General features: G+C 62.0%; 14 protein-coding genes and 1 pseudogene. 12 read left to right on the top strand and 3 right to left on the bottom strand.

Annotated features, from left to right (window positions below; genetic code table 11):
• Nucleotides 1-86 precede the first annotated feature (86 nt).
• The 3 genes from C4Q27_RS08045 (at nucleotide 87) to C4Q27_RS08030 (ending at nucleotide 1,746) form a co-directional block, all read left to right on the top strand.
• On the top strand, nucleotides 87-542 hold the full coding sequence (locus C4Q27_RS08045; protein WP_010951906.1) for a GFA family protein: 456 nt from the start codon (nucleotides 87-89) through the stop codon (nucleotides 540-542).
• Between the two features lie 87 nt (nucleotides 543-629).
• On the top strand, nucleotides 630-1,040 hold the full coding sequence (locus C4Q27_RS08040; protein ID WP_010951907.1) for an NUDIX domain-containing protein: 411 nt from the start codon (nucleotides 630-632) through the stop codon (nucleotides 1,038-1,040).
• Between the two features lie 478 nt (nucleotides 1,041-1,518).
• Nucleotides 1,519-1,746: a hypothetical protein gene (locus C4Q27_RS08030; RefSeq protein ID WP_014755271.1), complete on the top strand. Its 228-nt coding sequence runs from the start codon at nucleotides 1,519-1,521 to the stop codon at nucleotides 1,744-1,746.
• Nucleotides 1,747-1,809: 63 nt separating this feature from the next.
• Here C4Q27_RS08030 and C4Q27_RS08025 read toward each other — a convergent pair whose 3' ends face one another.
• Nucleotides 1,810-3,195 carry a GntP family permease gene (locus tag C4Q27_RS08025; protein ID WP_104886708.1) on the bottom strand — a complete coding sequence of 462 codons (1,386 nt, stop codon included), beginning with the start codon at nucleotides 3,193-3,195 and terminating at the stop codon, nucleotides 1,810-1,812.
• A 425-nt stretch (nucleotides 3,196-3,620) separates the two neighbouring features.
• On the opposite strand from C4Q27_RS08025, the gene C4Q27_RS08015 reads away from it, so the two are divergent.
• Nucleotides 3,621-4,550 carry a malate dehydrogenase gene (locus C4Q27_RS08015; RefSeq protein WP_064492824.1) on the top strand — a complete coding sequence of 310 codons (930 nt, stop codon included), beginning with the start codon at nucleotides 3,621-3,623 and terminating at the stop codon, nucleotides 4,548-4,550.
• A 105-nt stretch (nucleotides 4,551-4,655) separates the two neighbouring features.
• Here the strand turns inward: C4Q27_RS08015 and C4Q27_RS08010 are convergent, their stop codons facing one another.
• On the bottom strand, nucleotides 4,656-5,477 hold the full coding sequence (locus C4Q27_RS08010; RefSeq protein WP_003247513.1) for an amino acid ABC transporter permease: 822 nt from the start codon (nucleotides 5,475-5,477) through the stop codon (nucleotides 4,656-4,658).
• A complete protein-coding gene (locus C4Q27_RS08005) occupies nucleotides 5,474-6,295 on the bottom strand; it encodes an ABC transporter substrate-binding protein (RefSeq protein ID WP_003247511.1) in 822 nt (273 codons plus the stop codon). Before C4Q27_RS08005 ends, C4Q27_RS08010 begins: the two co-directional genes overlap by 4 nt.
• Nucleotides 6,296-6,414: 119 nt before the next feature.
• Here C4Q27_RS08005 and C4Q27_RS08000 point away from each other — a divergent pair, with 119 nt between their 5' ends.
• From C4Q27_RS08000 to C4Q27_RS07965, 8 genes and pseudogenes are all read left to right on the top strand, one after another.
• A complete protein-coding gene (locus tag C4Q27_RS08000) occupies nucleotides 6,415-7,299 on the top strand; it encodes a homocysteine S-methyltransferase family protein (protein WP_177409998.1) in 885 nt (294 codons plus the stop codon).
• A 167-nt stretch (nucleotides 7,300-7,466) separates the two neighbouring features.
• The gene (locus C4Q27_RS07995; RefSeq protein WP_104886707.1) at nucleotides 7,467-8,738 is read left to right on the top strand and encodes a cystathionine gamma-synthase family protein; all 1,272 of its coding nucleotides are present in this window, start codon (nucleotides 7,467-7,469) and stop codon (nucleotides 8,736-8,738) included.
• A 142-nt stretch (nucleotides 8,739-8,880) separates the two neighbouring features.
• Entirely contained in the window at nucleotides 8,881-10,320 is a 1,440-nt protein-coding gene (locus C4Q27_RS07990) for an amino acid permease (protein WP_064492826.1), read from the top strand.
• A gap of 45 nt (nucleotides 10,321-10,365) precedes the next feature.
• Nucleotides 10,366-11,249, top strand: a pseudogene (locus tag C4Q27_RS07985) (LysR substrate-binding domain-containing protein).
• A 24-nt stretch (nucleotides 11,250-11,273) separates the two neighbouring features.
• The gene (locus C4Q27_RS07980) at nucleotides 11,274-12,662 is read left to right on the top strand and encodes a threonine synthase (RefSeq protein WP_104886704.1); all 1,389 of its coding nucleotides are present in this window, start codon (nucleotides 11,274-11,276) and stop codon (nucleotides 12,660-12,662) included.
• Complete coding sequence (locus C4Q27_RS07975) at nucleotides 12,659-13,096, top strand: Lrp/AsnC family transcriptional regulator (RefSeq protein WP_014589620.1); 438 nt, start codon at nucleotides 12,659-12,661, stop codon at nucleotides 13,094-13,096. Before C4Q27_RS07980 ends, C4Q27_RS07975 begins: the two co-directional genes overlap by 4 nt.
• Nucleotides 13,097-13,294: 198 nt before the next feature.
• Nucleotides 13,295-14,338: a homoserine dehydrogenase gene (locus C4Q27_RS07970; RefSeq protein WP_064492828.1), complete on the top strand. Its 1,044-nt coding sequence runs from the start codon at nucleotides 13,295-13,297 to the stop codon at nucleotides 14,336-14,338.
• A gap of 12 nt (nucleotides 14,339-14,350) precedes the next feature.
• A complete protein-coding gene (locus tag C4Q27_RS07965; RefSeq protein WP_104886703.1) occupies nucleotides 14,351-15,769 on the top strand; it encodes an aldehyde dehydrogenase family protein in 1,419 nt (472 codons plus the stop codon).
• Nucleotides 15,770-15,772 lie beyond the last annotated feature (3 nt).

Genomic DNA, 15,772 nt, shown 5'->3' with positions numbered 1-15,772 from the left:
ACAATCATAGTGTCAGGCTAAAGTACATAGATTTGGGCCTTTGTCTCGTGGATATCCAGGTTGCCTTCTCAGGCCAGGGAAACGTTATGACTGATGAAAAAAAGGATGATCGCCCTGTTTACCAAGCAGCCTGCCATTGCGGGACTGTACGGTTTGAACTGCGTTTGACCGATGGTCTGCGTACCGCGCGCAGGTGCAACTGTTCGCTCTGCCGCATGCGCGGGGCCGTGGCCGTGTCAGCCAATCTAGGCGATATCACTGTGACGCAAGGGGAGGAGGCACTGACCCTTTATCAGTTCCATACACGGGAAGCTAAGCATTACTTCTGCTCGAGGTGCGGCATCTATACCTTCCACCAGCGGCGTTCTGCGCCGGATCAGTATGGTGTGAATGTTGCGTGTATTGAGGGGATGAGTCCGTTTGATTTTGCAGATGTGCCGGTTAGTGAAGGGCGTGTTCATCCTAAGGATCGGGTAGATGGGGGAGTGGGAGTTGCGGGGTGGCTGCGGTATGAAGGTAACCCGGAATGGGGTCAAGGGTGAGGTCAAGATGAAGGCGGGCTCATCGGTCAGGCAGCTTGCTTCGCTTATGCTTCCCAACTCACGTGTAAGGATCGGAGGTGTGACGGCATGGAAGCAGAAAAATCTTGTCCTGTAGTTCTGCGAGGCCGGGAAACGCTGGAAATTTTAGCGTTCGAGCATCCATTAGCAGGCTTTCAGCTGGTCAAAGGCAGTGTCGAGCCAGGTGAGGCAACCGACCTGGCTGCGGTTCGAGAGCTGAAAGAAGAAGCAGGTATTCCGTCGACAGTTGGGCGACATTTGGGGGAGCGGCGTTTCATCGTAACTGGACACACATGGGCATTTCATGAATGTCATGTTGCCCAAGACCTTCCTGATACTTGGGTGCATTTTGCAGAAGATGATGGAGGCCATGAATTCAGATTCTTTTGGCATCCTCTCATGAGCGAGCCCTCTGAAAATTGGCATCAGGTTTTCAAGGATGCTTTGAGCTTTATTCGGAAAAGGCTCACTGAAGCCTAAGTGCGCTTCAACTAGATCTTGATACCAATCCGTTTTGGCCGACTTTTCCTACAACTCCCAGCGTCCATTCACATCCCTCCAAACCTTGCATTGCAGCCCCCACGACGCTACCGTGCTCCAGTCGCGGCCAACTCCGCGGCCGGGTTTGGCGACCCGAACGAAAAGGCGCATCGGCGCCCCCGACCACGATTGCAGGCGCTTTTTTTGCGTCCGCAGTTTCGTGTAATGGCGGCTGTGCGTGGGAGACCTTCGGGTCTGCCGAGTTCCTTTTCCTCGGTTCGCCAACCTGCGTACAGCTGCCACCCTAATCGTTTGGCGACGGTCAGCGTGGTGCTTCAATCGAAAAGGACCGCATGCATGCTCATCTCAAGTCCATCCAGGATCCTCGCATCCGTTCTCCTCCGCCGTTCCTCAACGGCCCTGCGCTACTTCACCTTTAGCAAGCCCCGCTTCGTCTCCACCCAACCGGAGGCCCGCCATGTCTGACCAAGAACGCCTCTCCACCATCCAAAGCTACGCCTGGACCCTGGAACTGCTAGGCGAGGCCCTGGTCCAGCACGACGAAATGCTCGAGTGCGAACACAACCCGCGGCTGAGTTTTCGCAACACGGCCGGTATCCATCAGGCGATCCGGATCATCAGCCGGTTGGCCAGTGAGCAGTGTGGGAAGGTAATGGAACGAAGCGAGCAGGATCTGCAGCGTTAGGCCAGATCGTTGCTCGAGGGGGGGCCAGATTGGGGCTGCTGCGCAGCCCCCGTTGACTCGAGTTCAACCTATGGTGATGGCCGCATTCAACATCAACACCACCATCAGCCCGACCACCGCCACGATAGACTGCACCACCGAAATGGTCTTGGTGGCTTCGCCCATGGTCATACCAAAGGATTCTTTCACCATCCAGAAGCCTGCATGGTTCGCATAGTTGAAGAACAGCGAACCGCAGCCGATGGACAAGGCCAGCAAAGGCAGGTTGAGGCTGGAGTCTGCACCTGCCAGCGGCGCCAGTAAGCCGGCAGCCCCTACGATACCGACCGTGGCGGAACCGGTAGACACCGAGAGCAACATCGCGATCAGCCACCCCAGAATCAGGGGAGGGAAGGCAGATTGCTGGGTCAGGTGCACAATGGCATCGCCAACCTTGGCGCTGGTCAGCATCTCCTGAAAGGCACCGCCACCGGCAATGATCATGATGATCGAGGCGATCGGCTTGAGGCTTTTGCCCAGTGCATCGCGCAGCTGTTCGGCGTCGCCGCCGCGCGCAAGCACCAGGCTGGCGCCGGCGAACAGCACGCCCAGCAGCATGGCGATCAGCGGGTTGCCCAGAAAACTGGCCATCTCCAGCAGCGCATTGCCTTTGGGCAGCAGCATCTCGGCGACGGCATGCACCAGCATCAGGATGGCCGGCAGCAATGCGGCCAGCATGCCGACCATTACCCCGGGGCGGGGTTGGCCATCGGCTTTATCAGCCAGTGTGAACTGGTCCAGCAATGCCTGATCGGGCCGCGTGTTCATGCGCGGTGAAATGAACATGCCGTACAGCGGGCCGCCCAGGATCATTGCCGGAATGGCGGCAAGGAAGCCATAGAGCATGGTGGGCCCAACCGAGGTCTTGAGCACGGCGATGGCGGTCAGGGGGCCTGGGTGCGGCGGTACCATGCCGTGCATGGCGGCAAGCGCCGAAATGACCGGCACACCTACATACACGTACGCCGAGCCTTTGAAGCGCGCCTTGCTTTCCAGTTTGCGCGCCACGCTGAATATCAGCGGCAGCATGATCACCAGGCCGACTTCGAAAAACATGGGGATGCCAATGACGAAGGCAACCAGCATCATGGCCCAAGGGATCATGCGGTCGGAGGTGCGCTTGAGGATGACATCCGCGACCTGCTCCGTGACGCCAGCGTCAGCCAGGATCTTGCCGAGCATCGCACCCAGCGCAATCACCACCCCCACTGCGCCCAGTGTCTTGCCGGCGCCGGTGAGCAGGTGGGAGACGATGCTGCCTGGCGCCATATGCGTCGCGAAGCCCACGCCAATGGACACCACCAGCAAGGCCAGCAGCGGGTGCATTTTCAGGCGCGAAACGATGAGCGCCACCAGCACCAGAACACTGGCCAATGCTGTCAGTAATAGCTGTATATCTAAGGGAGTCATTCAAGGAGTCTCGGTTGGGCTGGCGTGCACTCAGGGTTTGAAGGCGTGACGGGCGTTTCCACGGGGCATGCCAGGTGGCTGCCGTTGCGGCTGCTGCTGCGGTTTCGAGGAAGGGAACGCGGCTTTGCGCTAGCTGCCGCTCACAGGCGGGCGCCTGGTAACGGAAGATGGGCAGCATGGAGGCGTGGCGCTGAGGCCGGCGGGTGGTGGTGTGGCGACGGGGCACTTGGGCAGTATGTTCATCGATTGATTCACCTTGTTGTATGGTCATCTATATGAATCTGGCCAAAGTATTTGCGCTGCCGTGGAATACTGTCAAGTGAAGGTAGTCGCATCATCTTGGGTGGCCATTTGGCCCCGGCAGGCAATACTTCTCTCTATACGCAGGCGTGTTCCTGGTGGCGCGCGCCGCTGGGAGGTGTCTGGTGAACAAATTAACGATTGTGGGTGCCGGCCTGGTCGGCGAGGCGGCGGCGCAGATCATCGCCCGGGATGAGTTGTGCCGTGAGCTGGTGTTGATGGACGTGCAGGGTGAACTGGCGCAAGGCAAGGCGCTGGACGTTTGGCAGGCGGCTGTGGATTCAGGTTCCGACACCTATGTTCACGGCGGGGCCAAAGCCGAGATGCTCGAGGGCTCCGAGCTGGTGGTGATCACGGCGGGCGTGCCGCGCAAGCCCGGCCAGTCGCGTCAGGATGTATTGAGTACCAACCTGCCAATCCTCGACAGCATCATGGCGGACATCAAACACCACGCGCCGACAGCGACGGTGCTGGTGGTGTCCAACCCGGTCGATGTGCTCACCTACCGCGCCTGGAGCGTCAGCGGGCAGGGGCGCGACAAGGTGTTTGGGCAGGCGGGGGTGCTGGATACCGCGCGCATGAAGTGTTTTATCGCTGAGCAAACTGGGTTTTCTGCACGGGATATCACGGCGCTGGTGTTGGGCGGGCATGGCGACAGCATGGTGCCGCTGATGCGCTACTGCCAGATTGGCTCGGTGCCGTTGTCGCACTTCTTGTCCGATGAGCAGATCGAGCAGATTGTCGAACGCACACGTAAGGGCGGCGGCGAGATTCTGGGGTTGAAGAAGATGGGGAGCGCTTGCGATGCACCGGGCGTGGCCATTGCGCAGATGGTCGATGCGATCGCCAATGGGCGGAACCGTATTTTGCCGGCGGTGGCGATTCTTGAGGGCGAGTATGGGCGAACGGATATCGCCATGGGTGTGCCCTGCGTACTGGCAGAGAAGGGGCTTGAGCGGATTATCGAGTTGCCGCTGGATGCGCAGGAACAGGCGATGTTCGACCACTCTGCCGACCAGGTAGCGCGGGATATTGCCGAGATGAAAGCTTTGTGAGCGGCAAAGCGGCTTAAGTTGACGCGGTCGATGCAGGAGCGCCCTGGTGGCGCTCCTGCACGTCGTGCCTGCATAGATGATTCTGCAAGGGGCCGGGTGCAGCCCTCAGCGCTGATAAGCCTTGCCAAAATGCCGTTCCAGGCGCGCCTGCAGCAGCTCCAGCAGTATCGACAGCACCCAGTAGATCACGGCGGCGGTGGTCAGCATTTCCAGGTAGCGATAGCTCGAACGCCCATACGACTGCGCCAGAAACATCACCTCCCAAACCCCCATCACGGAAATCAGCGACGAATCCTTGAGCATCGAGATGAACTGGTTGGCGGTGGGCGGAATGATCACCCGCATGGCCTGGGGCAGGATGATGTGGCAGAAGATCTGCGGCGTGCGCATGCCCAGCGCCAATGCTGCTTCACGCTGCCCACGGGCCACGCCGAGGATGCCGGCGCGGAAGATTTCGCTCAGGTAGGCGCCGTAGTTCAGCGACAAGGCAATGATGCCGGCGCTGATGGCGCCGGGTACCAGGCCCACCTGCGGCAGCCCCAGGTAGATCAGCAGAATCTGGATCAGCAGCGGCGTGCCACGGAAGAACGAGGTGTAGAAGCTGGCCACACCCACCAACACCGCGCTGTTGGATAACCGTGCCAGCGCGGCGGCAAAGCCGAGCAGCACGGATACCACCATCGAGCACAGGCACAGGAACAGGGTCAGTGCGGCGCCTTGCAGAAAACCATTGGGCCCCAGCTTGAAACCGGCCAGGTTGGGAAACTTCTCCAGAATGATGGCGAACTTCAGGTCAAAGCTGAGGAAGAAGGCGACAAACAGCCCGAACAACGCCAGCCAGGTCAGCAGTAACCGGGTGCGAAAGCCGAACAGGCCGGCGCCCGCAGGCTTTGCCACGGGCTTGGGGGAGGGAGGGAAGGTGCTCATTTGCTGATGTCGGCGCCAATCCATTTCTGCGACAGCTTGGCCAGGGTGCCATCAGCCTTCAGCTCGGCGAACACCTGGCGTACCTTGGCATCCCACTCAGGGTCGCCTTTTTCGATGGCCACCGCGTTGGGCTCTTCATACAGCGGCGCACCGGCCAGCTTGAAGCGCTTGTCTTGCTGCAGGCGCGGCTGCGCGGTCACCAGGTTGGTAATGATGGCGTCCAGGCGCACGCCAGTGCCCAGGCCCAAGTCCTGGAAGGCGACGTTTTCAGTGTCGTAGGGCGCAGCCTGCACGAAGTCGAACGGGTAATCGATCTTCTGGTCTTCCTTGCCTTCAATGACCAGGTTCTTGTTCAGGTAGCTTTCGTAGCTCGATGCACTGATCGAACCCACCTTGCGGCCTTCCAGGTCTTTGGCGCCATGGATGCGCTCATCCGAGGCATTGACCACGATCACGGCGGGCGAAGCGTAGTACTCCACGGGGAAGTCGAACACCTCGGCGCGCGCCTTGCTCGGGGTCATCGAGCAAATGCAGATGTCGTAGCGCCCGCTCCAGCGGCCAGCGGCAATCACGTCCCAGGACGGTGTTTCCAGGCGCAGTTTGACGCCGAGCTTGTCGGCCACTGCCTTGGCTACGTCCACGTCGTAACCGTCGAGCTGGTTGTGGTCATTGAGGAAGGAAAACGGCGGGTAGCTTTCCATCAGCACGTTGACCATTTCCTTGCGCGATTCAACCCGCTCCAACGTGGCGCCAGCAAAGGCTTGGGTGGCAGTTGCGAGCAGTACAAGGCCCGCACCCAGCAGAGAAGAAAATCGCATGTACATACCTGATATGTTGGGCAAATGGGTGATAGGGTATTTAATAGTTATAACCGCCAATCCCCATAATGAATTTTATTCATAAGAACCTTCAGAGAAGTTATATGGCAGAGCGAACGATGGTAATTCTGGACGGCGGCATGGGCCGAGAGCTGCAGCGCAGTGGTGCACCGTTTCGCCAGCCCGAGTGGTCGGCGCTGGCGCTGAGCGAGGCGCCGGAGGCGGTCGTGGGTGTGCATGCAGCCTTCATCGAGGCGGGTGCGCAGGTCATCACCAGCAACAGCTATGCGGTAGTGCCGTTCCACATCGGTGAAGAACGCTTTGCCGCCGAAGGGCGACAGCTGGCCCATATCGCAGGCCAGCTTGCGCGGCACGCGGCAGATAGCGGCGCGCACCCGGTCAGGGTGGCCGGTTCGCTGCCGCCGCTGTTCGGGTCCTACCGCCCAGACCTGTTCCAGCCCGAGCGTGTGGCAGAGGTGCTGACCCCGTTGCTCCAGGGCCTGGCCCCGCATGTTGACCTGTGGCTGGCCGAAACCCAGAGTTCCGTGGCCGAAGTGCGGGCCATTCATAGCCATTTGCCGGCAGACGGCAGGCCGTTCTGGGTGTCCTTCACCCTGCAGGACGAGGACGTCGACGAGGTTCCGCGCCTGCGTTCCGGTGAACCGGTGGCCGAAGCCATCGAAGCCGCAGTCAGCCTGGGCGTGGCTGCGGTGTTGTTCAACTGCAGCCAGCCGGAGGTGATCGGCGCCGCCATTGATGTCGCGCGCTCGGTCATCGAGCGACACAACGCCGAGATTGCCATTGGTGCCTATGCCAACGCCTTCCCGCCGCAGCCCAAAGAAGCCACTGCCAACGATGGCCTGGACGAACTGCGCGAAGACCTCGATCCGCCGGGTTACCTGGCATGGGCCAAGGACTGGCGTGCGCGTGGTGCCAGCATGGTCGGCGGTTGCTGTGGCATCGGCCCGGAGCATATCGCCGAGCTGAAGCGCAACCTGGCCTAAGCGCCCACGTGGCCGGGCGGCTTTTGCAGCGTCCGGCCCGCAGCCATTAAAAAAAACGCCAGTCAGACCCGGATTCCATCGTTTTTCAGGCCTCCGTCATCTCCCTATAGTCCGCTGAAGGCCGATGCTGCATCGGTGTACACAACTCAGCTGGGCGGGAACCGGATATGAACAACAACGAAAAAATCGAGGGCAATGCTGCGGCCGGTGTGGGGACGCGGGTTGTGTGGAGCGGGGAACAGGTACAGCACCCGTACAACGCCACGCAGACCCCGATCGTGGTCAGCGCCGCTTATGGCTATAACGATATCGATGCCTGGTACGACGTGGCGCAGGGCAAGCAGCCGGGCTTCATCTACAGCCGCATGAGCAACCCCACGGTCGCCACGCTGGAAGCAAAACTGGCCGAACTGGAGCAAGCCGAGTCGGCAGTCGCGTTCAGCAGTGGCATGGCGGCCATCAGTGCCGTGCTGCACACCTTCCTGTCCAACGGCAAACGCGTGGTGTCGACCCGCGACAGCTATGGCGGCACCAACAAGATCTTCGAAGAGTTTCTGCCGCGCATGGGCGTGCAAGTGTGCCTGTGCGATACCCTGGACACTGAAGCGCTGGAGCGCGAGATTGCCGCCGGTTGCGACCTGCTGTACCTGGAAACCCCCACCAACCCGACGCTGAAGGTGCTGGACATTCGTCGGCTGAGCGCCGCTGCGCACAAGGTGGGGGCGCTGGTGGTGGCCGACAACACCTTTGCCACCCCACTGAACCAGAACCCGCTGGCGCTGGGCGTGGATGTGGTGGTGCACAGCGCAACCAAGTTTCTGTCCGGGCATGGTGACGTGCTGGGTGGGGTGGTGTGCGGTGCGGAGGCGTTGATGGCCCAGGTGCGGCACTACCGGGAAATCAACGGTGCGGCGCTGGACCCGTTCTCGGCCTACCTGATCATCCGCGGTATCAAGACCCTGGCAGTGCGCCTGCGCCAGCAGCAAGCCAGTGCCATGGCGTTGGCCCTTTACCTGAGCACCGAGCCGCTGGTTGAAGCGGTGAACTACCCAGGTTTGCCGGCGCATGCCGGGCATGCCATTGCCAAGGCGCAAATGCGCGGGTTTGGCGCCATTGTCAGCTTCGTGCTGAAGGGCGGCATGCCGACCGTGGCCCGTTTGCTGCCGCGGCTGAAGTATGCCCACCGGGCCGGCAACCTCGGCGCGGTAGAGACCATCTATGGCCCGGCGCGCACCACCAGCCATGTCGAGAACACTTTGGAAGAGCGCCTGGCGCTGGGCATTTCCGAAGGGCTGGTGCGCATTTCAGTGGGCATCGAGGAAACCGATGACCTGCTGGCGGACCTGGCACAGGCCTGTGCATCGGTGCGTGAGGAACTGGCCGTCGCAAAGGAATTGCACGCTGACGCAGACGCCTGCCAGAGCCCGGTGCAGGCCTGAGGCTGGCGCGTAGCACCCACCCGTGTGGTGGGTGCCACTTCATGAAGTCGAACAAAAACAATATGCAAGGCAACTCGATTCGCTCTGCCAAGACGAGGTCGTTGCTACGTCCTTGCCCGCCAACTTTCATGAGTAACCCACAATGTCCGTGCAGACAACCACAACTAGAAATGCCTCGGCGCATACCTTCAAGCAGGATATGCAAACCCGCCACATCGTCATGCTGGCGCTGGGCGGAGTGATAGGCACCGGCCTGTTTCTCACGTCGGGCTACACCGTTAACCAGGCCGGCCCGTTGGGCGCGGTCATCGCCTACATACTTGGCGCAATCATGGTGTACCTGGTCATGATGTGCCTGGGTGAGCTGGCGGTACACATGCCGGAAGTCGGCTCGTTCAGCAGTTACGCCACGCGTTACCTCGGCCCTGGCACCGGTTACATGGTGGCCTGGATGTACTGGCTGACCTGGACGGTGGCCATCGGCTCCGAATTCACCGCCGCGGGCATCCTGATGGTGCGCTGGTTCCCCGACACGCCGGTATGGATGTGGAGTGCGCTGTTCGGCGCTGCGGTGTTCATCAGCAATATCATTTCGGTGCGATCGTTCGCCGAAACCGAATTCTGGTTGTCACTGGTCAAGGTGTTGGCCGTCATCGCCTTTCTGGTGGTGGGCGGCGGGGCCATTCTGGGTGGCTTCGAGATCCAGCAGGCGCACAGTGCAGGGCTGGGCAATTTCACCCGTGAAGGGTTGTTCCCCACCGGTTTCTGGTCCATTGCAATGACCCTGCTGGCAGTGGCCTTCGCGTTCTCGGGTACCGAGCTGATCGGCATCGCTGCCGGCGAAACCAAAGACCCGGAAAAGAACGTGCCCAAGGCCATTCGCACCACGGTCCTGCGCCTGGCGCTGTTCTTCATCGGCACCATCTTTGTAGTGGCCACCTTGCTGCCGCGTGAACAGGCCGGGGTTATTGAAAGCCCGTTCGTGATGGTCTTTGCGATGATTGGTATCCCGTATGCGGCCGATATCATGAACTTCGTCATCATCACCGCGCTGCTGTCTGCCGCCAACTCCGGCCTCTACGCCGCTTCGCGCATGCTCTGGACCCTTAGCGACCAAGGCAACATGCCCCGCCGTTACGCCACGCTGTCGCGCCGCGGCACACCCTTCAATGCGATCGTGCTGAGCATGGCTGGCGGCATGGCTTCGCTGTTGAGCAGTGTGTTTGCCCCCGACACCATCTACCTGGCGCTGGTGTCGATTTCAGGGTTGGCCGTGGTGGTGGTGTGGATCAGCATCGCGGCCAGCCAGATCGCATTCCGCCGTCATTACATCGCCAGCGGCGGCAAGCTCGAGGACCTCAAGTTCCGGGTGCGTGGCTACCCCTTCGTACCACTGGGGGCCATTTTCTGCTGCGTACTGGCCTGCGTCGGCATTGCCTTCGACCCAGCTCAGCGGGTTGCCCTGTACTTCGGCTTGCCCTTCATTGCCTGGTGCTACCTGGCCTATTGGCTGACGTGCAAGTACCGCAGCCGCCGTACGGGCCCGGTGGAAATTGTCGCCCCAGGTTCCGAGGCCGCCTGAGCAGGTGATACTAGGCCACCGGAACCTAGCCACGAGATGCCGCCGATGACTCAGAAAACCCTCCCCCCCTGAACTGGCTGAGAGCCTTCGAAGTGTCGGCGCGTTACTTGAACTTCACCCATGCGGCAGAAGAGCTGCACCTTACCCAAGGGGCCGTGAGCCAGCAGATTCGTCACCTGGAAAGCCAATTGGGTGTGGCGCTGTTCAAGCGCCTGCCGCGCGGCCTGGGGCTGACCGAAGAAGGGCAGTCCTACCTGCCGGTGGTGCAGGACGCCATCAGCCGCCTTGCGGTAGGCACCAATGAAATCTTCGGGCAACGCCAGCGTCGGCCCCTGAAGGTACGGGGCAGCCTGTCGTTCCTGCACTTCTGGCTGGCCCCCCGGCTGGCCGACTTCCGGCGTTCGCACCCGCAGGTGGACATCCGCTACATCAGCAACCTGTGGGTCAAGGAGCTGGATGCCGAAGATGATCTGGAAATCCGCTGGGGCAGCGGGCAGTGGGCTGGCGTAGAGGCGCAGCGCCTGACCCGCGACGTGCTGGTGCCGGTGTGCGCACCCGCGCTGCTGGCCGGTTGCCCGCTGCGCGACCCGCGCGACCTGGCCCGTGTGCCGTTGCTGCATGTGCTGGGTTACGAGGAGGGGTGGGGCTACTGGCTGGAGCGGGTCGGTGCCGATCAGGTCGATTCTTCCAGCGGCCTGCAGTTCGACACGCTGGTGTCGACCCTGCGCATGGCGGAGCTGGGGCTGGGGGTGGCGCTGGCACGCTCGTCGCTGGTAGAGGAGCTGCTGCAGGAGGGGCGGCTGGTCGCTCCCTTTGCCCAGCGTATCGAGGCAAGCGAGTCGTTTTTCCTGGTACGCGGCCTGGGTGAAGCGTTGTCCCCCGATGCCCAGGCGTTCAGCCATTGGCTGGTGGCCATGGCGCATCGTTAATTTACGTAGCTATCTGGAGCACCGATGCAGTACACATCCACGCGCGGCAACGAGACACGGGTCGATTTCCGCACGGCATTGCTTTCTGGCCTGGCCGATGATGGCGGGCTTTATGTGCCCACCTCGGTGCCGGTGTTCAGCCCACAGGAAATTGCCAGCTGGTCGTGGTTGCCCTTCGACGAACTGGCCTGGCGGGTAATGGCACCGTTTGTCGGCGATACCCTCGACGAGCCTACGCTCAGGGCGCTGGTCAGCGACAGCTATCGCGGGTTCCGCCACCGCGGCATTGCGCCGTTGCAGCAGCTTGGCCATAACGAATGGATCCTGCAGCTTTTCCATGGGCCTACCCGGTCCTCCAAGGACTTTGCCGCGCAGTTGCAGGCGCGCTTTGTCCGGCACTTTCTGGGGGCGGAGTGCGAGCGGGTCATGCTGGTCGGTGCCAGCAACGGCGATACCGCAGTAGCGGCTATCGAGGCGCTGCGGCATTGCCCTGCAGCAGGCTTGCTGGCGCTATACCCCAGCGCAGGCACGCCCGCCGACCGCGCGGCAGTGATGCGCAGCGCCGCGTCCGACAGCGTGAGCTGCGTGGCCGTGGATGGCAGCTTTGACGATTGCCAGTCGCTGGTGTCGGCGCTGCTGCGTGACTGGCCATGCCCCGGGCTGATTCCGGTCAGCTTCAACTCCACCAACTGGGTCGGTGTGCTGGCGCAGATCGTGTTCTATTTCCATGCGGCGCTGCAGCTCGGTGGCGGCATACGCCCGGTCGGGTTCAGCATCCCCACGGCCAGTTTTGCCGAGATCTACGCGGGGTTCATTGCCCAGAAAATGGGCCTGCCGATCAACCAGATCATCGTCTCCACCAACCGCAACGATGCCTTGCACCGGTTCATCCACTGCAACCGCTACAGCCGTGGCTCAACCAGCCAGACCTTGTCACCGGTCATGGACTTTTCGCTGTTCTCCAACCTGGAGCGCTTTGTCTGGGAACTGTATGACCGCGATGGCGGGGCGACCCGGGCACTGATGGAGCACTTCGAGGCGTGCGGCGAGCTGAGCATCGGCAACCGCCAGTGGTTGCATGCGCGCATGCTGTTCGACTCCTATGCCGTGGACGACGCGCTGATTCGCGAAGAAATTGTCACGCTGTTCCACGAAACGGGCAGCGCAGTAGACCCTCATGCCGCGACAGGGGTATTCGCCGGGCGCCTGCACCGGCGCAACATCGGTGCGCCCATTGTCACGCTGGGGCAGTTTGCCCCCGAAAAGTCTGCCGAGCTGCTGGCGGAGCTGGGGGCCTGGCACGGTGAGGTGCCCGCCGGCGCGGTCGGCACAGCGGGCGATGGGCCGCTGTTGGCAGCTGACGACCTGGCCGGTGTTCATGCCTTGTTGACTCGGTTGCAGGCTGGGCGATGAAGCGCATCCTCGACCCCCTGGACGAGCGCATTCTCGCCGAGCTCACCGCCAATGCGCGTATCGCCCACGCCGAATTGGGGTTGAAGGTGAACCTGTCGCGCAATGCGGTACGCCAGCGCATCGAGCGCCTGGAGCGCGACGGCGCCATTCAGGGCTACACCCTGCGCATCGGTGAGGGCAGACGGCCGGCGTCGTTGATCAACGCGGTGATCTTCGTCTACCGCTATGACCGCATGCGCGGTGACGCGGTACTCGATGCGCTTCGCCAGATCCCTGAGGTGATCCAGTGTGAAGTGCTCAGCGGCGAGTTCGACCTGATGTTGCGCGTCGAGGCCTCCAGCCCGGAGCGGGTGCATCATGTGTGGAAGGAAATCGCTGCCATGCCCGGGGTGGAGAACACGGTGACTTCGTTCGTCCTGGCCGCGGTGGTCTGAACCGCGTCTTTGCATTGGCTAGCACAACGCCGCCTGGGTTCGCGCCCAGGCGGCGTTGTGCGTTTTGCCCTGGCGCAGGTGCGCGCTTTGCACTGGCCAGATTGGCCAATAAATACAGCGGATTGCCATATTCAACTGGCAGTGCACGGCTCTTACGCTAGCCCTCATCGACCCACTGCCTGGACAGGACAGCAAACCATGACCGAATACAAAATTGCACTCGTTGGCTTTGGTGGCGTTAACCGCGCTCTTGCCCAACTGATCGCCGAACGCAATGCGCGCTGGCAGCAAGAGTTGGGCTTTGGCCTGAAAATCGTTGGTGTCACCGACTTGTTCCTGGGGTCGGTGATCGACCGCGACGGCCTGGATGCCGCCATGCTGGCCGCGCTGCCGGCCCAGAAGGGCGCGCTGGCGCAAATCCCTCAAGGTTCGGCTGAGGCGTTCAATGAGGCGGTGATCAAGCAATCAGGCGCCGACATCATCGCCGAGGCCACATTCACCAACCCCAAGGACGGTGAACCGGCGGCAACCTTCTGCCGCTGGGCGCTGGAGGCGGGCAAGCATGTGGTCACCACCAACAAGGGGCCGATTGCCTTGCATGCCCAGGCGCTCAAGGCCTTGGCCAAGGCCAACAATGTGTCGTTCGAATACGAAGGCGCCGTGATGAGCGGCACACCGGTGCTGCGCATGGCGCGCCAGACCCTGGCGGGCGCGGGCCTGGTGGGTTTCGAGGGCATTCTCAACGGGACCTCGAACTATGTGCTCACGCGCATGGAGGAAGGGCTTGGCTTCAACGAGGCAGTGGCCCAGGCACAAGCGCTTGGCTTTGCCGAGGCTGACCCGACCGCCGATGTGGAAGGCCATGACGTACGCCTGAAGGTGGTGATCCTCGCCAATGAGTTGCTCGGCGCCTGTCTGCAGGTGGGTGATGTGGCCTGCAGCGGTATCAGTGCCATCGACAGCGCGGCTATCGAGCGGGCACGGGCGGCGGGCGAGCGCTGGAAGCTGATCGGCAGCGCCCGCCGTGAAGCCGATGGTTCGGTGCGAGCCAGCGTCGAAGCGAAGCTGCTGCCTGGCCATCACCCCTTGGCGGGTATTTCGGGCGCCACCAATGCGCTGGCGTTCGACACCGAGTTGCTGGGGGCTGTAACCGTGTCCGGCCCGGGGGCGGGGCGCATCGAAACGGCTTTTGCCCTGCTGTCGGACATTGTCGCCATTCACGCGGCCGGCCATTCGGCCTGAGGAGCAACGTTCATGAGCCTGACTTCCATATCGCGGGCGCTTGTTCAGCAACCCGCCTTGATCGATGTGTACAACCCCTTCGATGGCAGCCTGGTTGGCAGCGTCGACAACCTCGGCGCAGAAGCGGTGCCTGCCTTGCTCGCCCTTGCCCGTCAGGGTATGCGTGAAAGTGCGGCGCTGCCCCGGCACCGTCGGGCAGCTATTTTGGAACACGCCGCTCAGCTCATTGAACGGGATGCGGCAGACTTTGCCGGCCTGATCGTCGATGAAGCGGGCAAGACCCTGCGCCAGGCCGAGAAAGAGGTCAAACGCTGCATCAACACGCTCAAGCTGTCTGCCGAAGAGGCGCGGCGCAACGCCGGTGAGGTGGTGCCTTTCGATGCCTATGAGGGCTCCGAATCGCGTCAGGGCTGGTTCACCCGCGAGCCGTTGGGGTTGATCCTGGCCATTACCCCGTACAACGACCCGCTCAACCTGGTGGCGCACAAGCTGGGGCCAGCACTTGCAGGGGGCAATGCGGTCATTCTGAAACCTTCGGAACTGGCCCCGCTTTCTGCCCTGAAACTGGTGCAGTACCTGGTGGAGGCAGGGTTGCCGGAGGCCGTCGTCACTGTAGCCACAGGGGGCGCCGAACTGGGCAAGGCGCTGGTGGCTGTGCGTGAGGTGCGCATGGTTTCCTTTACGGGCGGTTTCGCGACGGGCGAAAAGATTGCGCACGGGGCTGGCTTGAAAAAGCTTGCCATGGACCTTGGCGGCAACGCCCCGGTGCTGGTGCTCAAGGACTGCGAGCTGGAAGCCACTGTCGAGTCGTGTGTGTCGGGCGCGTTCTGGGCGGCCGGGCAGAACTGCATCGGCACCCAGCGCATTCTCATAGATGCCTCGATCTACGAAGCGTTTCGTGCACGCTTCGTGGCATTGACTCAGGCGATGGTCTGGGGCGATCCGGGCCGGCGCGAAACCGATATGGGGCCGATGATCACCGAAGCGGCTGCACGGCAGATCGAAGAACGCGTCAACCAGGCGCTTGAGGGTGGTGCCCGCCTGCTCTGCGGCCACCAGCGTCAGGGGGCGGTCTATGCGCCGACAGTGCTCGAAAGCGTGGACCCCGTCAGCCGGCTGTGGCTTGAGGAGGTTTTTGCGCCGGTGGTGATGCTGGCGCCCTTCGAGACTGTCGAGCAGGCGATAGCGCTGGCCAATGCCCCGGAGTACAGCTTGCATGCCGGTGTGTTCACCCGCGACCTGTCGCTGGCGTTGAGCCTGGCCCGGCGTATCGAGGCCGGCGGTGTAATGATCAACGACTCTTCCGACTACCGCTTCGATGCCATGCCATTTGGTGGCGCCAAGTATGGGAGTCTTGGGCGTGAGGGGGTGCGGTTTGCCTACGAGGACATGACCCAACCCAAAGTCGTCTGCTTCAACCAGATGGGTTGAGGG

This window comes from Pseudomonas sp. SWI36, assembly GCF_002948105.1.
Classification (GTDB): domain Bacteria; phylum Pseudomonadota; class Gammaproteobacteria; order Pseudomonadales; family Pseudomonadaceae; genus Aquipseudomonas; species Aquipseudomonas alloputida.
This window is presented reverse-complemented; position numbering and strand designations above follow the sequence as displayed.

What these genes read in the sequence shown, in the direction of transcription:
- C4Q27_RS08040 (WP_010951907.1), top strand. Translation starts at nt 630, where the DNA reads ATGGAAGCAGAAAAATCTTGTCCTGTAGTTCTGCGAGGCCGGGAAACG.
- C4Q27_RS08010 (WP_003247513.1), bottom strand. Translation starts at nt 5,477, where the DNA reads ATGAGCACCTTCCCTCCCTCCCCCAAGCCCGTGGCAAAGCCTGCGGGC.
- C4Q27_RS08005 (WP_003247511.1), bottom strand. Translation starts at nt 6,295, where the DNA reads ATGCGATTTTCTTCTCTGCTGGGTGCGGGCCTTGTACTGCTCGCAACT.
- C4Q27_RS08025 (WP_104886708.1), bottom strand. Translation starts at nt 3,195, where the DNA reads ATGACTCCCTTAGATATACAGCTATTACTGACAGCATTGGCCAGTGTT.
- C4Q27_RS08045 (WP_010951906.1), top strand. Translation starts at nt 87, where the DNA reads ATGACTGATGAAAAAAAGGATGATCGCCCTGTTTACCAAGCAGCCTGC.
- C4Q27_RS07975 (WP_014589620.1), top strand. Translation starts at nt 12,659, where the DNA reads ATGAAGCGCATCCTCGACCCCCTGGACGAGCGCATTCTCGCCGAGCTC.
- C4Q27_RS07965 (WP_104886703.1), top strand. Translation starts at nt 14,351, where the DNA reads ATGAGCCTGACTTCCATATCGCGGGCGCTTGTTCAGCAACCCGCCTTG.
- C4Q27_RS07980 (WP_104886704.1), top strand. Translation starts at nt 11,274, where the DNA reads ATGCAGTACACATCCACGCGCGGCAACGAGACACGGGTCGATTTCCGC.
- C4Q27_RS07970 (WP_064492828.1), top strand. Translation starts at nt 13,295, where the DNA reads ATGACCGAATACAAAATTGCACTCGTTGGCTTTGGTGGCGTTAACCGC.
- C4Q27_RS08000 (WP_177409998.1), top strand. Translation starts at nt 6,415, where the DNA reads ATGGTAATTCTGGACGGCGGCATGGGCCGAGAGCTGCAGCGCAGTGGT.
- C4Q27_RS08030 (WP_014755271.1), top strand. Translation starts at nt 1,519, where the DNA reads ATGTCTGACCAAGAACGCCTCTCCACCATCCAAAGCTACGCCTGGACC.
- C4Q27_RS07995 (WP_104886707.1), top strand. Translation starts at nt 7,467, where the DNA reads ATGAACAACAACGAAAAAATCGAGGGCAATGCTGCGGCCGGTGTGGGG.
- C4Q27_RS07990 (WP_064492826.1), top strand. Translation starts at nt 8,881, where the DNA reads ATGTCCGTGCAGACAACCACAACTAGAAATGCCTCGGCGCATACCTTC.